The organism is Chryseobacterium sp. GW823-FHT05E08, from assembly GCF_058795655.1.
On record NZ_JBXAHY010000002.1, the window covers coordinates 602,408 to 621,327 of the forward strand.

General features: G+C 33.8%; 15 protein-coding genes. 5 read left to right on the forward strand and 10 right to left on the reverse strand.

Features of this window, described 5'->3' with window-relative positions:
- Positions 1 to 175: 175 nt before the first annotated feature.
- Positions 176 to 2,371: a glutamine synthetase III family protein gene (locus tag AC1Q7L_RS08730; RefSeq protein WP_410691568.1), complete on the reverse strand. Its 2,196-nt coding sequence runs from the start codon at positions 2,369 to 2,371 to the stop codon at positions 176 to 178.
- A 215-nt stretch (positions 2,372 to 2,586) separates the two neighbouring features.
- Here AC1Q7L_RS08730 and AC1Q7L_RS08735 point away from each other — a divergent pair, with 215 nt between their 5' ends.
- The 5 genes from AC1Q7L_RS08735 (at position 2,587) to AC1Q7L_RS08755 (ending at position 8,379) form a co-directional block, all read left to right on the forward strand.
- Positions 2,587 to 4,275, forward strand: coding sequence for a DUF6909 family protein (locus AC1Q7L_RS08735; protein WP_492305096.1), 1,689 nt, complete (start codon positions 2,587 to 2,589; stop codon positions 4,273 to 4,275).
- A gap of 222 nt (positions 4,276 to 4,497) precedes the next feature.
- Complete coding sequence (locus AC1Q7L_RS08740) at positions 4,498 to 4,974, forward strand: DUF1572 domain-containing protein (protein ID WP_492305097.1); 477 nt, start codon at positions 4,498 to 4,500, stop codon at positions 4,972 to 4,974.
- Between the two features lie 196 nt (positions 4,975 to 5,170).
- Positions 5,171 to 7,009, forward strand: a complete 1,839-nt coding sequence (locus AC1Q7L_RS08745) for a M1 family metallopeptidase (RefSeq protein ID WP_492305098.1) — start codon at positions 5,171 to 5,173, stop codon at positions 7,007 to 7,009.
- A 77-nt stretch (positions 7,010 to 7,086) separates the two neighbouring features.
- Complete coding sequence (locus tag AC1Q7L_RS08750; RefSeq protein WP_410691564.1) at positions 7,087 to 7,845, forward strand: type III pantothenate kinase; 759 nt, start codon at positions 7,087 to 7,089, stop codon at positions 7,843 to 7,845.
- A complete protein-coding gene (locus tag AC1Q7L_RS08755) occupies positions 7,846 to 8,379 on the forward strand; it encodes a GNAT family N-acetyltransferase (RefSeq protein WP_492305099.1) in 534 nt (177 codons plus the stop codon).
- Here AC1Q7L_RS08755 and AC1Q7L_RS08760 read toward each other — a convergent pair.
- The 9 genes from AC1Q7L_RS08760 to AC1Q7L_RS08800 form a co-directional block, all read right to left on the reverse strand.
- Positions 8,376 to 8,807: a nucleoside deaminase gene (locus AC1Q7L_RS08760; protein ID WP_066753674.1), complete on the reverse strand. Its 432-nt coding sequence runs from the start codon at positions 8,805 to 8,807 to the stop codon at positions 8,376 to 8,378. The genes AC1Q7L_RS08755 and AC1Q7L_RS08760 overlap by 4 nt on opposite strands.
- A 3-nt stretch (positions 8,808 to 8,810) precedes the next feature.
- Positions 8,811 to 9,356, reverse strand: a complete 546-nt coding sequence (locus tag AC1Q7L_RS08765) for an energy transducer TonB (protein ID WP_492305100.1) — start codon at positions 9,354 to 9,356, stop codon at positions 8,811 to 8,813.
- Between the two features lie 132 nt (positions 9,357 to 9,488).
- Entirely contained in the window at positions 9,489 to 10,409 is a 921-nt protein-coding gene (locus AC1Q7L_RS08770) for a helix-turn-helix transcriptional regulator (RefSeq protein ID WP_410691559.1), read from the reverse strand.
- A gap of 484 nt (positions 10,410 to 10,893) precedes the next feature.
- The gene (locus AC1Q7L_RS08775; RefSeq protein ID WP_492305101.1) at positions 10,894 to 11,328 is read right to left on the reverse strand and encodes a hypothetical protein; all 435 of its coding nucleotides are present in this window, start codon (positions 11,326 to 11,328) and stop codon (positions 10,894 to 10,896) included.
- A gap of 171 nt (positions 11,329 to 11,499) precedes the next feature.
- Entirely contained in the window at positions 11,500 to 11,820 is a 321-nt protein-coding gene (locus AC1Q7L_RS08780; protein ID WP_492329380.1) for a hypothetical protein, read from the reverse strand.
- Between the two features lie 24 nt (positions 11,821 to 11,844).
- On the reverse strand, positions 11,845 to 13,770 hold the full coding sequence (locus AC1Q7L_RS08785) for a hypothetical protein (RefSeq protein ID WP_492305103.1): 1,926 nt from the start codon (positions 13,768 to 13,770) through the stop codon (positions 11,845 to 11,847).
- Between the two features lie 2 nt (positions 13,771 to 13,772).
- The gene (locus tag AC1Q7L_RS08790; RefSeq protein WP_492305104.1) at positions 13,773 to 14,054 is read right to left on the reverse strand and encodes a hypothetical protein; all 282 of its coding nucleotides are present in this window, start codon (positions 14,052 to 14,054) and stop codon (positions 13,773 to 13,775) included.
- A 92-nt stretch (positions 14,055 to 14,146) separates the two neighbouring features.
- Positions 14,147 to 15,049 carry a hypothetical protein gene (locus AC1Q7L_RS08795; protein ID WP_492305105.1) on the reverse strand — a complete coding sequence of 301 codons (903 nt, stop codon included), beginning with the start codon at positions 15,047 to 15,049 and terminating at the stop codon, positions 14,147 to 14,149.
- Between the two features lie 28 nt (positions 15,050 to 15,077).
- A complete protein-coding gene (locus AC1Q7L_RS08800; protein WP_492305106.1) occupies positions 15,078 to 18,731 on the reverse strand; it encodes a hypothetical protein in 3,654 nt (1,217 codons plus the stop codon).
- Positions 18,732 to 18,920 lie beyond the last annotated feature (189 nt).

Consider the following 18,920-nt stretch of genomic DNA (forward strand, 5'->3'; position numbering starts at 1 on the left):
CCATTTTTGGTGAATGAGCGGTTTTTTTTATTATGATTCTTTAACATAATAATTGATATTTCCTCTATTAATCATAGTTGAGTTTTTAAAGCTCCAATTTTCAGACTGTTAATAAATCAAAAAAAACTCCCCGGAAAAAACCGAGGAGTTTAACTAATATGGAACTTTACAGATGTTATCTTGTAAATAACATTTCTCTATATTTCGTCATTGGCCAAAGCTCATCATCAACCATCATTTCAAGATCGTCAGACGCTTCTCTGATCGGATCAAATAATGGAATTACATTCGTGCAGTATACTTCTGCTTGCTTTTGGCTGTCAGACGTTGCTTTTGCAGCTTCTCTCGCTTTCATAAGATCTTCAACACCTAACTTGATTTTAGAAATGTTTTCAGAAATCTGAGTAATTAAACTCATTTGTTCTTTTGCTAATTTTTTGAATTCTTTGTCTTCAAAAATTTCCTTAAGACCTTTTACGTTCTCAATTAATCTGTTTTGATAATTTAAAGCTGAAGGAATAATGTGGTTTCTTGCGATATCGCTTAAAACTCTTGCTTCAATATCAATAACTGTAGAATATTTTTCTAATTTGATCTCGTTTCTTGCTTCAACTTCTCTGTGAGTGAAAATTCCCATTTCCTCGTAAAGATCTACAAACTTCTGATCCATTTCTTGCTTTAAAGCTTCTGGAGTAGTTTTTAAATTGTTCAAGCCTCTTTTCTCAGCTTCTTTTGCCCAGTCGTCAGAATATCCATCACCTTCAAACATAATGTTTTTAGATTGCTTGATATATTCTCTTAGTACGTTGAAAATAGCTTCGTCTTTCTTCAATCCTGTTTCAATTAAAGCATCAACTTCTTTTTTGAAATCGTTTAATTGTTTTGCAGCAATGGTGTTCATTACCGTCATCGATTCTGCGCAGTTTGCAGAAGAACCTACCGCTCTGATCTCGAATTTATTTCCTGTAAATGCAAATGGAGACGTTCTGTTTCTGTCAGTATTATCTAATAGAATTTCAGGAATTTTTCCAACTACATTTAGTTTTAAATCTGTTTTTTCGTCCGGAGAAAGTTTACCTTCCGTTACTTTTTCCAATTCTTCTAACACTCTGAACAACTGACTTCCGATAAATACAGAAATAATTGCCGGTGGAGCTTCGTTAGCACCTAATCTGTGGTCATTGCTTGCAGAAGCGATACTTGCTCTTAAAAGATCAGCATATTCGTGAACAGCTTTAATTGCATTAACGAAGAATGTTAAGAACTGTAAGTTTTTCTTAGGGTTTTTTCCTGGGCTTAATAGGTTTTCACCTGTATCAGTAGCTAAAGACCAGTTGTTGTGTTTTCCACTTCCGTTTACTCCTGCGAATGGTTTTTCGTGGAATAAAATATGGAAATGGTGTCTGTGAGCAATTCTTGCCATAACATCCATCAACAAAGAGTTGTGGTCTACAGCAACGTTTACTTCCTCAAACATTGGAGCCAGCTCAAATTGGTTTGGAGCTACCTCGTTGTGTCTTGTTGTTACAGGAATACCTAACTTCATACATTCGATTTCCAATTCTTTCATGAAGTTCATTACTCTTGTAGGAATTGAACCGAAATAATGGTCATCTAGCTGTTGTCCTTTTGCAGGAGAGTGTCCTAATAAAGTTTTTCCTGTTAATACCAAGTCAGGACGAGATTGGTATAATGCAGAGTCAACCAAGAAATATTCTTGCTCCCAACCTAAAGTAGGAGTTACTTTTGTTACGTTTTTGTCGAAATACTGCATTACGTTTGTTGCAGCTTCATCCACAGCGTTCAAAGCTCTTAAAAGAGGTGCTTTATAATCTAAAGTTTCTCCTGTATAAGAGATGAAGATTGAAGGAATACAAAGAGTAGTTCCCATAATAAAAGCAGGAGATGTAGGATCCCAAGCAGTATATCCTCTAGCTTCGAAAGTATTTCTGATTCCTCCGTTCGGGAAAGAAGATGCATCAGGCTCTTGTTGGATCAACATTCCGCCGCTGAATCTTTCGATCGCTCTACCACCTTCGATTGGTGTGAAGAATGAATCGTGCTTTTCTGCAGTACTTCCTGTTAAAGGCTGAAACCAGTGCGTGTAATGTGTTACTCCTTTGCTCATTGCCCAATCTTTCATAGCTACTGCTACCTGATCTGCAATTAATCTCTGGATTTTACTTCCTTTTTTAATAGCATCCATAATAGATTGGAATGCTTCTTTTGTTAAATATTCTCTCATTGTGTTTTCAGAGAATACATTTTCACAAAATAATTCTGACAATTTCGCAGGAATTTCTACTGAATTATCTTTTCTAAAGTCCTTGAATGGTAATGTTTCTAATGCTTTAAATCTTAAAGTTGACATATTAAGGTTGTATTTTGTGGGGCAAATTTACAAAAAAAATAGATTCAAAATATTTTTACCCTAATATTTTTAGGGGTGTCTGTGAAATTTATAAAAATTTAAACAATAATTTAATTTTTAAACCTCATCAAATCCTTATTATGTTAAGTCGTTTGTTAAAAGATACTTAAAATAAGTTGAGGGGAGATTTCGTATATTTGTGTGAAATTTATTTTATGACAAATTCTAGAGCAAGAGAAACAACAGAGGCAATTGAAAGACTATACATCTCTATGAGACATTTATTTTATAGAGGATTTTTCAAGCCGGCGGGTGTTTCTGGAGAAAGTATTAGAAGTTTGTTGAAAACAATCAATCCTGAAATTTATGGTACCATGAATGTTCCAAACAAATTGGAGCTAGATGGTTTGATGTATGTTTTAGACAGACTTCCGGAGGGAATTGAGGAATGTGCTTTTATTCATCTTACATCAGATGAGGGTTTTGATAAAGGAAGTTTCGAACCAATTGTACCTAAAAAAAGAAGAAGAAACTGTTACAGAATAGACGAACACCAGATGAACATCGAAGTTCTTTTGGGACGTTCAGAAATCTATGACATTCTTACTCACTTAACATTCTTATTTATAGAAGCGGACAAAATCCGTAATCTGGCGTTCATTCAGGACGAAAACTGGAAGCCGACACGTGCTTTCAAAATTATCGAAGAAGTAGTAAAAGGTGAAAAACAATTCAGCAGAAGAGAAAAAGAGGTTGCTCTTATTCACCTATCATCTTTAATAGGAAGAACTTTTGATGAAACATTAAGAGCTTATAATACTTTCGGAGACGATAATAATCCAGACCGTTTGTTTAAGATCATTTACAACTTAGGAAAAGTAAGTTTGGAAGATGCTAAACAAAGCAGAGAAAGAGAAATTCATTTCAGTGCTATATTAAAGGAAAGAGTAGGTCATCATTATTTTGGTGAAAAATGGGCCAATAAAGTGAAAGAAGTTTTATTTGAAAATGATCTTCACATGCGCCCGCTACATATTATTTCTGCGAACATGCACTCAGTTAAAAATATGCTGTACGGAAATGATGCCTTAAAGAAAAAAGATCACAAAGAAGTAGACTATAAAATGTACGGAGATATTTCCGACAAGAAAGATCTTCGTGATAAGGTTTCAAAATATGCATTAGATCAAGGTTTAATTTATATTGATGATAAAAGTGGAAGTAATATCGATGTTCAGATCATTGATTTAAGCAAAACAGAACTTAAAAATACACCGTTCGGTCATATTAAATATGGCGGAGACGATGTAATTATGGTTTTCGATTACGCTTTCGGAGAACAGGCTTTTGAGGTGATGGATGAATTATTGAGACCTTTCGAACAAAAAGGAGAGGTTTATATGATGAAAGTTAAATCTGTTTCTATCATGGGTAAAGCCGGAATTTTAGAAGGTGCAAAAGGAGACATCATGATTCCAACTTCTCATATTTTTGAAGGTACAGCAGATAACTATCCTTTTGAAAATGCTTTAAAACTGGATGATTTTAAAGATGATGAATTAAAAGCTTTTGAAGGAACGATGATCACTGTTTTAGGAACATCACTTCAAAACAGAGATATTTTATCCTATTTTATGCATACTTCATGGAAGGCAATCGGACTTGAAATGGAAGGTGCGCATTACCAGAAAGCAATTCAGGTGGCGTCAAAAATCAGACATCACATTGCGCCGGATCTTTTTGTTTGCTATGCTTACTATGCTTCGGATAATCCTTTGGAAACGGGAAGTACACTATCTTCAGGAGGTTTAGGACTTACAGGTGTAAAACCAACATATCTGATTACATTGAAAATTTTAGAAAAGATTTTAGAAAGCGGAAAGAAATTACCTGCTAAAAAATAATTTGGTTATTTTAATTAAGAATTATCCTTCAAGGTTTTTAAAACCTTGAAGGATTTTTTATTTCCCACAGATCGCACAGATTTTCACAGATGATTGCGCATATCTTTTAATTCAGAGTTAAAATATAACATAAACATCTGTGAAAATCTGTGCGATCTGTTGGAGAAATTCAAAAAGAATCAATGAGAGAAAAAATAATTATCTTTAAAAAAATTAAAAATAATGAGTTCAGTTTTACAATTATCAAAAAGATTCAGAGAAGTTTTGCTTGATGGTTTCTGGATTGCAAATACCAATTTTAAAGACCAGCTTAAAGATGTGACCTGGGAACAGGCCATAACAAAAGTAAGTTCTCTGAATACGATTGCAATGCTTACTTTTCATATTCATTATTATATTTCAGGACTTATTAATGTGTTTGAAGGCGGCGATCTTGAAATTAAAGATAAATACAGTTTTGATCTTCCTCCAATTAAATCTCAGGAACAATGGGACGAATTATTAAATCAATTATGGATCGATTCTGAAAAATTTGTAACATTATTAGAACAAATGCCTGATTCTAAAATGGATGAAATTTTTGTAGATGAAAAATACGGAACTTATCTCAGGAATATTGATGGAATGATTGAACATTCTTATTATCATCTAGGACAGATTACTTTGATTAAAAAATTGATTTTGTTTAAACACAAATAGCACTAATTTTCTCACGAATAACACGAATATTATTTGTGTTTAAAATTGTGAATTCATTTGTGATATTCGTGTTTAAGTATTTAACAAATCCAATTAAAATTCATCTAAAACTAGATCAAACAGAATAAAACCTCAACATAACTCCATTTTTTAGGTCTTATTTTAATTACTTATCTTTAAAAAAATAAAATTTTAAATGAAAAAATCGGTTGCAATCCTATTTGCATTTATCATTTCTCAATTTCAGGCACAGCAGACGCCTTATTATCAGCAGGCTGCGAAGTACAAGATGGATATTGATGTTAATGCGGAAAAATTTACTTATCAGGGAAATCAAACTTTAGAATACACCAACAACTCTCCGGACGAGCTGAACGTTGTGTATTTCCATTTATACTGGAATGCTTTTAAACCTAATTCAATGATGGATCAAAGAGTGGCTAGCCAAGGTAAAAATGGGGATTCAAGATTGCAAAAAGATGGAATTTCAAGATTGGCTTCTATTCCGAAAAATGAAGAGGGCGCTCAAAATATTCACTGGATCAAACAAAACGGACAAAACCTGAAGTTTGAAATTCAGGAAACGATCATGAAGGTATATTTGGCAGAACCTATCAAGCCAAATTCTACAACCAATTTCACAATGGAATGGGATGCCGTGATACCTCAACAGATCAGACGAAGCGGAAGAAATAACAAAGAGGGTGTTGATATGACCATGACGCAATGGTACCCTAAAATTTCAGAATACGATTATGACGGATGGGCTACTTTCGATTATTTAGGAAGAGAATTTCATGCACCATTCTCTGACTTTGATGTAACGATTAAAATCAATAAAGATTATGTGATCGGGGCAGGGGGAATCCTTGAAAATCCTACAGAAGTAAAAGGTTACGATGCCAATGCAAAGATCAAAACCGAAAAAGATAAAAAAGCAACTTGGAGATGGACCGCTAAAAATATGCTGGATTTCGCTTGGAGTGCAGACAGAGATTATGTTGTAAAAAGTTTTGATGTTCCGGAAGGACCAAAAGTTTTCTTGGTTTATCAAAACAATGATAAAACAAAAGCTTGGGAAGAAGCTCCGGCTTATCTTACAAAATATTTCCAGATTATGAATGCTCATTTCGGGAAATATGTATATCCGACTTACGCTTTCATCCAAGGTGGAGACGGCGGAATGGAGTATGGAATGTGTACAATGATCTTGGGTGAAGCTAAAAATATCAAAGATTTAATGGGATTAATGGCTCACGAAGGCTCTCACTCATGGTATCAGCAGATGTTGGCGACCAACGAATCGATGCGTCCGTGGATGGATGAAGGATTTACAAGCTACGCGGAAGGGTACACCATGTATCAGTTATTTCCGGAAGAGTTGCCGAATCCTTTTGCTAAAACATTGGATGCTTACAGAAAATTCCTACAAAAAAAGATTGAAGAACCTGCAGTTTGGTTAGGTGATCATCACGATAACGGAACCTCTTATACCTATTCGACTTATGTGAAAGGAGAATTATATTTGGTTGAATTAGGCTACATTATTGGTGAGCAGAATCTAGCCGAAACCTTGAAGCAATACTACGATCAATGGAGCATGAAACATCCTACAGACAGAGATTTTCTTCACATTGCTCAGAAAGTTTCAGGTATGGATTTGAAATGGTTCCATCATTACTGGATCAATACCACAAAAACGATCGATTACGGAATTAAGGATGTAAAATACGACGCAAAATCTACAACGATTACGTTGGTTAATAACGGACAGGTTCCGATGCCGATCGATTTCAGTGTAATGACTACGGATAAAAAGATTGTTACATATCAAATTCCAACAAATCTTACTCACACGTGGAAGTCGAAAGATGCTTATGGTGATTTCAAAACAGTAGCGTATTGGCCTTTTACACAGAAGGAATATACGTTAACAATTCCTTACACGAAGGCTCAATTATCTGTTCTGGGAATAGATTTCAGTCAGAGAATTGCAGATGTGAATATGGAAGATAACTTTTTAGAAGTGAAATAGTAGAAAATAAAATATATAAAGGAGTGTTGGAAAATACTCCTTTTATTTTTTATAAATTTGAAATTATTTTTAAATAAATGAATTCAATCGTAATCAACGTAGGAAACAGCAATATCAGATTTGGTCTTTTTGATGATGACAATTGTGATATTTCGTGGGTGATCAATACAAAACCTTACAGAACGGCGGACGAGCTTTATGTTCAGATGTTGATGCTGTATCAGACCTATAAAGTAGAGCCAAAAGACATCACTAAAGTTATTATAGGATCGGTGGTTCCTCAGCTTACTAAAGTGGTGAGTTCGGCGATAAAAAAGATCCACGGAATTCTTCCTGTGATTGTTGACAGAAGTACGCCTTCAGGAGTTGTGGCAAAATCTAAGCAGATGGGAACGGATATTTATGCCAATCTTGTCGCTGCACACAATTTGTATCCTGACAGAAAGAAAATCATTATAGATTTTGGAACTGCTCTTACAGCAAGTTGCGTAACGGAAACGGGTGAAACTTTGGGCGTAATTATCGCTCCGGGAATTATCACAGCATTGAATTCTTTAATCAGTCAAACTGCCCAGCTTCCTGAAATTGAATTAAAAAAGCCAAAAACCGTTTTAGGATTAGACACAGTAACCTGCATGCAAAGCGGGATGGTTTATGGGTTTTTAGGAATGGTAGAAGGTTTTATCGACAGAATTAACGATGAGGTGAATGACGATTGTTTTGTGATCGCAACCGGCGGTGTTTCGCACGTCTACAAGCCTTTGACGAATAAAATACACATCACAGACAGACTTCATACCTTGAAAGGATTATACTTTTTAGGAAAAGATTTATAAATGAAAGAATTTCCAAGAATAGAAACAGAACGACTGATTCTCTCTCAATTGAAAGAGGAAGATCTTCCTTTGGTGGTTGAATATCTCCAATCGAAAATTTTTTCTGATCTTACCTCAAATATTCCTTCTCCATATACAGAAGAAGATGCTCAATTTTGGTTGAAAAATTCTCAACAGGCTTTCGAAAGCGGATCAGGATTTACTTTCGCGATCCGAAATCAAGACGATCAAATTATTGGAGCAATCGGACTTCACGATAGAGGAGACGACAAGGCAGAACTCGGATATTGGCTTGGAGCTTCGTTTTGGAACAAAGGTTATATTACAGAAGCCGGAAAAGCGATTATAGATTTTGGATTTAATGAATTGAATTTAAACAAGATCTACGCCACCCATTTACTACACAATCCAGCATCAGGAAAGGTCTTGGAAAAAATAGGAATGGAAAAAGAAGCCTTATTGAAACAACATTTAAAGAAAAACGGAGAGTACTTTGATATTCCGATGTATTCTGTTTTTAGAAATAAAGATTAACGCTTAGATTTAAAAAACTCCTTAACGATTGAAGAACACTCATTTTCCATAACTCCAACAACCATTTCTGTTTTTGGATGAAGCGAAAGATGTTTGTTGATAAATCCTCTTTGCTCATCTCGAGCTCCAATTACAACTTTTGAGATCTGCGACCAGGAAAGCGCTCCCGAACACATCACACAGGGCTCCAGTGTCACATAAAGCGTACAGTTTTTTAAATATTTTCCGCCAAGAAAGTTCGCGGCTGAGGTTATGGCCTGCATTTCGGCATGAGCCGTAACATCATTCAGAGTTTCTGTAAGGTTGTGAGCCCTCGCGATCACTCGATTATTAGAAACTATGACACAGCCGATAGGAACCTCATCTTTTTCCAATGCAATTTCAGCTTCCTGGAAAGCCATTTTCATATAATATTCGTCGGTAAACATTAATTATTCGATATTCAAAGTTAGAGGAAGTTTAAAACGAAATCTTACCGCATCCCCATTAATTGTTGCAGGCGAAAACTTCGATGAAATAGAATATAAAGCGATCTCGGCCTGTCTGTTGAAAGTGAAATTATCACCCTGAGCCTGAACATTGCTAATACTTCCGTCTTTTTCAACAATAAAAGCAACATTGGTTTTAATTATTTTTAAATCTGAATGAACGCCATCTGAATAAAAAAGATCGACAACTTCCTTTCTTAAAGCATCAACTCCACCCGGATAGGCTGCCGTTTTATCTGTCGTTGCTTTGAGTTCGGAAGGATCTTGAGGATTGGTATTTTTCTTCTGAATTCTGGCAAGATCTTCAATATTTTTCACTTTTAATAAAGCTCCGATCAAGGCTACATTTTCAATACTGTCCATTTTCTTCATGAAAAAACGGAAGTCATTTTTTATGGCAGATTTGTTAAAAACATTGGTTTCGGCGTCGAACTTTTTCTTAAACTCGGTTCCCAACATGCTTCGGTGATTGTTGTAATAGTTCTTCACTTGTTTAAAATCCTCCGTCTGTTGCGAAAAACAAAAGGAAGAAATGAGGCAAAACAGGTAAAGAAATAATGCTTTCAAATTGATATATTTATGTAAAAATAATCAAAAAAAGATTAAAAATAATAAATATTTTTAGAGCTCTGAGTATCTGTTTAAAGACTCCTGCAAATGATTGCGGATGTCGTCAACTAAGGTTTTAGGTTCTAAAACAGTAACTTCTTTTCCGTAAGACAGAATTTCCTGCATAAAGTCGTAAGTTGGGTGTAAGAAAAACTCAAAAAACGTTTCTTCAAGGGTTGCTTTTGTCTCTTGTTGTGACTGATGAAGCGGAAAACTTTTAATATATTCTCCCTGATGTTTAGTACATTTAAGAACAATTTTCTGAGGATTTTGCTCCGTTAAATTCATCACTCCGAAAGCATTTTTAAAATGTTCTCTGAAATTATAACTATACTTTTCACGGAACTTATTTTTATCAACATCAAGATAATTAATTCTGTCTAAACCGAAAGATTTCAACGCTTTATCCTTAGTGTCGATCGCAATAAGATACCATCTGTCTTTGGATTCTTTCAACGCCAAAGGATGAACTTTTCGGGAAGTCATCAGTTTGTTTTTATAGTTGTAATGCTCAAAAGTCACGACTCTTTTATTACGAATGGCGAAGAAAAGATCATAAAAATGTTCTACTCCGGTCGGTTTTCGAGATTCAAAAAAGATGAAATTGGAGAAATCGGGATGAAGATTCAGCGCGTTGCTTACCTGAAAAGATTCTAATAGTTTTTGGTTGTATTCATCCACTTCCATGATCGGTCGGCTCTCGATATAATATCGATTATCACCTTTCTTTTTGTTATGAATGGAAAGGTTGAAAAGACCTAAAATCTCACGAATATCCCTCTGCAAGGTACGGATAGAGTAGCTCTTAATATCTGCATCCTGAAATTCAAAAGAGTTTAAAAGATAGTCCTCCAGCTGCGAATACGTTGCCGGAGAACTTTCTAATCTTTTTATAATTAAGGCATATCTTGTCAGGTAAAAGTCTTTTTTCATGAATGAATTTTATAAGACAAATATATGGGGTTAATGCGACAAAAGGTGTCGTGTTTTATTTTTTTGTGGAAATTATTTGTAATCAAATTTATCCTCATCAGGGTGCCAATAAAGATCTAAACTTGGTGTCATTGTTCAATTTTCATAGTCTTGTATATAGCTTTCTATGCTACCTGCAGTGCCAAAACCAACTACCCTTCCGGATTTTTTTTTCTACTAAGAACTGGGAGTTTCCTACCAAAGATTTATTAAAATTTCCGGTTAATATATATTCTTTGGACTGATAATCATAAATATTACCATACGGTTTTTGATAGTCTCTTCGGTCAAGATTACTACTTCAATGTCCGATCCTCCAAAATGTTCTGCTTTGCTTTTCAAATAACGATCTGCTATTGCTAGCATTTCTTGGTCTGTTAACATAGTTTATTAATAGATAAATTATTATAAAAGTGATTACAATAATTTGTGTTTTGGAATAAATCTATTTTTCATACGGTTTTTTTAAAAAAGTAGTTTTTCTAGGATGGACTTTATAGAAATCTAATACAAATTGATAAATTTCTTTTATTTCATCTTTACTGAGAGATTGATTAAATTCTATATGTTTTTCTTTTAATACAAAAATATCTTTTAATTCTGGTAAATACTTAAACAGTAGTTCAAATTCATTATAAATATTTTGAATAATATCCTCTGTCATAAATTCATCCTCGTAATAAACATATTTTTCTAAATCTGTATCTTTTAAGTGATGTACTGGATCTATCCAACCTATTAAATCATATAATCTGTTGACTATAATTTCCTCTCCTAATTTTTCCTCTCCTTTTTTTACATAAATATCATCTTTTTTAAATTTTCTTGTATATAAAAACGACAAGATCTCTAATAATAATTTTTTAATGACAGTGCTCATTGTACAACTTTTAAATAATGCTATATGATTTTTTGATAATACTATCTATAACTACTTTAATACTTTCATCTTATTCATCCAATCTTTTACCTTTTATATTTTTGGTTATTAAAAAACACCAAAATGCAGCAGTAAACTTACTGCTGTATTTGATTAAAGATTATATAGGTATTATTTATAATCAAATCTGTCTTCATCAGGATACCAATAAAGATCTAAACTCTTCCCCATAGTTCCATTTTCATAGGCTTTTACACTATCCTCTAATCTCATTGCCGAAGCAAAAGTAACTACCCTTCCTGTCTTTTTCTCTACTAAAAATGGAGCATTACCTCCCAATGCTTTATTAAAATCTCTTGTCAAAAGAAATTCTTTGGACTGATAGCGATAAATATTACCATAGTTTTTTTTAATTATTTCCTCCAATAATATTATAGGTTCAATATGTTTATCTACTATTCTTCTTATAAAACGTTCTGCTATGGCTAGCATTTCCTGGTCTGTTAACATAATTTATTATTTTTTTATTTTACCTGCTTTAGTATACTTAAATTGTCTATAACGTCTTTCAATAAAATTTTTCGATTCTTTGGAAGCTTTATCATATAAAATGAATTCTCCTGATTGTCCATCCAAAAAATACACTTTCTTATCCACTTTCACTGCTACAAAATAATGTCCATCTACTGATCCGCTTGGATTATAATGTGTAGCACCATAAATAATAGCAATTTCATCATCTCTCAGTAAAAATTCTAATCGATCAATTCCTGTAATATCACCAAATCTACCTGCTCCACATTTTTCTGCGACTTCCTCTAATCCTTGCATAAGCGATGGTTCAGCTAATTGTAAGTTTCCTGTTCTTAGATATTCTGCTATCACCTTTGCTGTATTCCCGCAATTTGATTTACCTATTTGAATAACTTCATCCCCTATAGATTTATGGTTAAAATGTGGCATCGCTTCTTTCATTTTTTCAAAGGGTTTTGCAATTATTTCTGAGAATTGTTTTGCTCCTTCTTCAAACGCAACTACCTTTTCTTTAACTTGTGTTTCTATTATTGATTCACCAAAGTTTCCTCCTTGATACCTAAATTGTTGTAAGACTTCCTCTTTCTCTTCTTTTGTAAGCTTTCTGGTTTTTCCGTTTTCTTCTATAACCACTCCATCAAGCTGTTTTTCTAAGTTGGAAAGATTCTGGTTGCCTTCAAATTTAGACATTTCACCAATGTCTTCAACCATTTTAAGAACTTTTTCTCTTGAGCCTTTTAGAAGCTTATATTTTCCAAAAACAAGCTGCCATTCTCCGGCTGTTCTTTCTACTCGCAATCCTAATTTATAAGCTAGTAGAATTAGTTCGTTTTTCGTAGAAAAATTTGCAAGCCAAGCGGATATCTCTTCAATTGCTTCTGTTGCTTTTCCCACTTTTCCTATTTTAGGAGAGGGCAGAAAGAGAGATAGAATCATACTTACTTCATAACATTGTTGATAGGAAAGTCTGTAGATAGAACCTTTGCTATTTTCAAAGTCATATTCGTTAAGCATGTCTAGTACATTTTGAGGTGTCATCATAAGAAAATCTAAGATGACTCTAAAAAACTGTTTAAATGTAGCTCTGTCTGAAAGTATTTGATACATACTGGGTAAAAGCATCGCAAGCCCATCTACAGTATCTACTAACGCATTCCAGAAACCACAGAATTCGGCATTTATGGCATATACCCAATCAACTTGTTTTTCTTTTATTTGGTAATATTCAAGATCTTCTTTTGAATAGGTATATTTTTCTATGGGAATGGTCGTGTTTACACCTAATGCTTTAAGCAATGCACCGTTCAAAATAGGATCAAATCCATTGACATCCGGTAAATAAGATTTTTCAGAAAGTCTGTATTCTTCAATGTCTTTAAACTCATTACGGAACTGATCTATAAAGAATTTTAACGGGGCTCCCATTTCATCAAAAAGGAAACCTACAACTTTTTGGTAATTATATTCTGTGAAAATTTCTTTATCAATGGCATTGATTATTTTCGCTTTTGACAAACCATATCGATTAAAATCACCTTTACTGAGATAAAGTTCCGAGATGCTATTAGCTAAGTCTTGTTTAAAGACATCCAAAACAGGATTTATAATTTCCTTTCCTGCCTTATCTTTTATTACATATCCTCCTGTAGAAATTAAATTTTCATTGTTAAGTTTTAAGCAATCAAAAATATCGCTTCCAAGATTGCATACTACAAATTCTACTTCTTTTTTATCAGGATTAGAAAATAAATGAAAAGTCATTAAATTAGCATCTTCTCCTTCCAGAAACCAATAGGAATTATTTAAAGTATTTTTAAGCTCATTATAACTGTAATTTATCAAATTCTGCCAGGAAGTATATGTTGTTTCTATTATTTTTGTTCGTTTGACTCCGCACATTTTATCCATGATTATTGATATTTAATGTTAATTTTATCATAGACTTCAGTGAATCCAATTTTTTCAAGATCTACATCATTAAAGTTTTTTTTGACAGCGATGTATTTGCCCTTTTTTTCTAAAAAACTTCTGAATGATCCTTCTACTGCTTTATAAAAAACACTTTCTTTTCCAAAGGGAGATTCCAGTGCATATTTGTTTTTATCTGATAATTTAGAGTTTGGGTAGTTTCCCTTTAAAACTTTATCAAAAGAATTTCCAAGAAGAGGATTATTTAATATTTCTAAACTCATTGTGTGATTTTTTGGTGTTAGATAAAAGGCAGAGTTTTTTAGGCTCTGCCATTACTATTTAATGAATTAACCTTTATGACAATATCATAGATTTACAATTTTACATACTGAGTACTTATAAAAACACTAACATTAGTGCTAGCCGGGAGAGAATCCATTAAACTAATTTGCCCATTGGATGCTTCTAAAAAAAATGATGTAAGTTTGCTAACCCATTGGGAATTTTCAATATATCTTATTTGCCCCATAATGAGGGTATTATCTTTGGGTCTGTATTCCGAAGGTATAATTCCTAACATATAAGCCGAACTGCTGCTTAGACTACCTATCGATAAATCTAGATATAATGCAATAAATGAACTTTTCTTGGATAGCATGTTTTTGTAGGCATAAATGTTCGGATAGGATGTTGTATTTAATGAAACGATATCCTTATCTATAACTGAATTCGATGTATCTTCCCATCCTATTGTACCATCGGGTCTTGCAACTACATTTTTAGTAAATGAACTATCTCCTGAGACATCTGATAATCCTGCAATGGAATAATTAAATCCGGATGTATTCACCGTCCAGTCAGCCCCTAATGTAAGACCTGCTCCTAGAACAGATGTTAAAGAAGAGTTGGCTATGTTTTTTCCTAAATTTTCAATAGGAAGCGTAGCAGCCTCTCCATACATGTTAACAGCAACAATTTTATTATAATCCTGAACATTTCCATCAATAAAAGGCCTATCTAGTTTGTTGTTTAGTTTCTGTCTTATATTAGTATTAAAATTTGCCTGATTTGTCATTCCTTCTGCAATTAGATAGACATTCGAAATGTTTACTTGATCTTCAAAGACGGCTGATGTTTTCAGATCTCCATTTTCATCAATCGCATAGTCTGTGTAAGTAGCTGCACCAAGTGCAGCTACTTGGTAAATTACATTCTTTTCTCTTGATTCAACAGGAGGTAATGCATTTACCCTTATAATTTTTCCTATGTTGGACATTTTTGTGATTTTTTAGTTAATAATTGATTTAAACCCAGTCTCCTGTAATGATTTTTTCTGTTGTATTATCTTGAACTCCCAAAAGATTACTGTTTGGTTCAAAATTGAATTTATCTTCAGTGATAACTTCAGAAGGAACTTCAAAATCGTCAGGATTTTCTGTTGTAAACGGCAGTGCATGAGCTACTTTTAATCCGATACTTTCTGCCTGAAGAATATTTAAAGTCGTTGGAAGTCTTGTGATCCAAGCTTTTCCTTGTTTAATACCTTTTGGTTCTTTCATTTCATCAACAATAGATAGATATAGCTCATCGCCAATTACAGGAACTTCACCGCCATTCCAGATTTTACCTGTTGCCAGATAGAACTGTACAGCATCTTCAAAACCTGGTCGAACGGTTGCTACCACTCTTGCCATACCACTTTGTAGGAAAGCTCTGAATAAAGGATCTGTATTTTCAGATTGATATAGCTCTGTCCAGTTTTGTTTATTTCCCCAATAATATGGGTACAGATAATAAGAAAGATTTTCCCATTCAAATGCCTGTTCCATGAATTTTACAAAAGCAGTGTATTTATCAAGCTTAGCAGTAAGATTGGTTTCATAATCTCTAAATGTACTTCCTTGAGTTAATCCTGTAAGTCCATATCCATGAGTAGAATCGGTTGCTCTGTCGGCCATATAAGAAATACAGTTTTTACGCAATACTGTGTTTTCAATCTGTCTGTAGAAATTAGGGTTTGAATCTTTGATTACTACTGCTTTGTTTTGTTCTTCTGCTGTAGCATTGTTGTATTCAATTACAGCCTCTTCATAAGCATCAATAATAGCTTTAAATGTTTTTTGTTGCCATTGTTTTTTAGCATCATCAGTTAGCGTACAATTAATTGAAAGTGAAGTTTCAAAAGAATAAAATCTATCAGTTGAAATACTTACTGCTACATCATCACTATATCCAATAAAATCTCCTTGAAAGCTAAATCCAGATCCTGTTAAATTTGAAGCAACACGTTTATCGGCAATATTAATGTTTAGTAATGACTTTTCATATTCTTTTCCACCACCACTGATGGCATAATAAGTAGTGATATATCCTTCAGGAATCTTCACAACATCTTGCAAACCAATAGCACTTGTATTACTAGAAGCACTACCAGCATCGGGAACTTTATCTTTACCATATGCAAAGCCTTTCGTTACTTTAATAGTTTCTTTTGGTCGTCCATCAAATTCCACATTATATCTGCTGACCCAATATTTAAAAATAGAATCATTAGAAAGTGCTGTAAAATCTGCCATTTGCATTGTTTTAGATGTTCTTGGATCTTCAGGCTTTACTAATGTTGTTGCGCTTGGGTTTAATGTCATTCCTAAAATGTGAAGTTTTGCTGGCTCAGGAATCATGAATTCAAACATCATACGTTTGCCATAGTTGTAGATCTGATTTTTCATCAATTTATCAACCCATCTGTAAACTCCGACAACATGTTTATCACCTTTTCTATTGTCTAAACCATGAGAATTTGTTTCTTCAAATTCTTCAATGATTTTCTCAATTCTTTCTTCGTGTACCTTATTTACAATCCTATCCATTGCTCTTGAAGTAATATCTTGAGCTTGGGTTGTTGCTTGTCTTGTACTTTCTTCTTTTGAATTGTGATTAGCATTACTTAAACCTAAACTGGTATTAACATTAAATCCATTGCCACTGTAGCCAGCACTTATACTAAACTGAGTGCTACTATCAGATGCTTCCTGCATCATTTTAGAAATCTCACTCTGCATTTCAAAACGATTGGCGGTCGTTGTATCATTAATTTGCTCTCTTTCAGTATCAGAAGAGGTTGTTGAAGTATTTTCGCTTCTTCTCAATCTTCTTGTAGATTTCTCGCGATATTCTCTAGCCATTATATTTTCGATGTGAGCTACTTCACCTTCCACATAGGCATGAGTGCTCTGTTCTACTTTTAAATAATCGGCAACACCAATATTTTTAAAACCAAATCCTGAAGGGATGAAGTTTTTTTCATCATCAATGATTTCAGGGTTTTCATTTTCGTCAACTTGAAGGGCAAAATCTCCGGATACACAATATCTAGTACTAATTCCAGACGTGCCAAACTCCGTAACTTGACCATTTGTAAAGGCAACTTTAATTCGAATCGTTGAATCCTGAATAGTACTAAAATCTAAGCCCTGATTATACATATCTTTTAAAAAGATCGTATTGCCTGTTTTGGATTTTACATAATAATCTCCAAAAATCTCTGTATTTGTATTATTTGGTGTTAAAGCATACGAAACATAGCTAATATCCCAAGATGCATCCGGAATCGTTAATGATAAATCAAGGACGTACGATTTGTAGAACGGTCTCGTACAGATCTGATACATAAATGGGAAGGTTACAGTTTTTGCTGTAGGTATAATTATTCCTCCAATACTCGTATAGCTTTCTTCATTAGCTGGTGTATTTTCAACAATAATATTATTTAGCTTTTCTACATTTTCGTTAATAATAGATGTTAATTCTAAAAATGTATTTTTGCCTTCCAATAGATCGTCTAGATCGCTTGTGTCATCTCCTGCAGAACGTCCTGCAATGTTTTGGGAATCAAATTTATATCCTAAAACATCAAGAAGTGTTTCAACGCTCTCTGGTTTTAAAGATGAAACAAGATTTTCTGCGCTTACTTCATCTCTGAAAGTAAAATCAAACTTAGGCAATGACGGATAAGGAACGGCCTTAGGTTGCTGGCATGGATCTTTTGGATCGTATTCTGTTCCGGGAGGTCTTACTCCGCAATATTCATCCTTAGCAGCTTCAACAGCTTCATTGTATGCACTGATAATCGGAGCAATTACTCTTTGATAAGCTTCATCCTGAGACTGATATTCTGCCTGATATTCTTTATTATACTTTTTTTCCGTAGCAGATAAGTTCTTTTTTAAGCTTTCAATTCTGCTCAATTTCGTTTTTGCAGAAGAAATTTCCTGCTGTTGTTTCATTTCTTCGCTCGGATAGCTTTCTTTAGTCTCGTTTGAAGCCATTCTTGCAACTGACTGAGAAACAGGAAGCGTTTCTTCATCCAACATTAATTCTTTAGGAAGAACAACTCTTGCGTTTAATAAGATTTTGGTTTCATCTTCATTAGTTGAAGGGTTGCGAAGCGTATGCAAAGCTAAGATCACCTGCATCATGACTTCTTTAATGTAGAAGTCTTTTTGAGTAACAACCTGATAAATAAGGTTATTCCATAATAATATATCACTTGGAGCGGTATATTGAGCTGCAAGTACTCCATCTCTTTTGCTTACAAATTCCTGATACGTGCAAGTGCTTTTATTTCGAGCCAGCCATGATGCGAAATCATAGATAACTTTATAAGATCTTTTAAATGAATCTAAGTCATTGGTTGGTTTGTCCTTAGAAATACATTCTGTTGTAGGTTCGTAAGCGGTTGCGCGTTCCTGTAAGAGTTTTCTCTTGGTTCCGGTTCCTTCTGTAACAGGTTTGTAGAATTTGGTATCATCTTTTAGCTCTTCAGGAATAAGTACAAATCTTTTGTCTTGTCCTTTTTCGTCTGAAAGTTGAGGACTTCTTAAGCTCACAAATCGAAATAATGTTTGTGTAGGTGTGTTTTCTACTGGTACTCCAGTAGGATTTTCGTTATTGGCCATTCTGCAATTTTGGTTTTAATTAATTTAAAAAAGTTAAGATTTGAAGGCTCTTTTTATTAGAGTTACTTCAGATTGTGCCTTGTTTTTTAAGTGGTTTTTGGCGAAATTTTCCACACAGATTTTTAATTTTTCATCTTTATTGTAATTTTTAGTTCATCAGTTTTTTTTTAAACACAGTTCTGGCTGTTC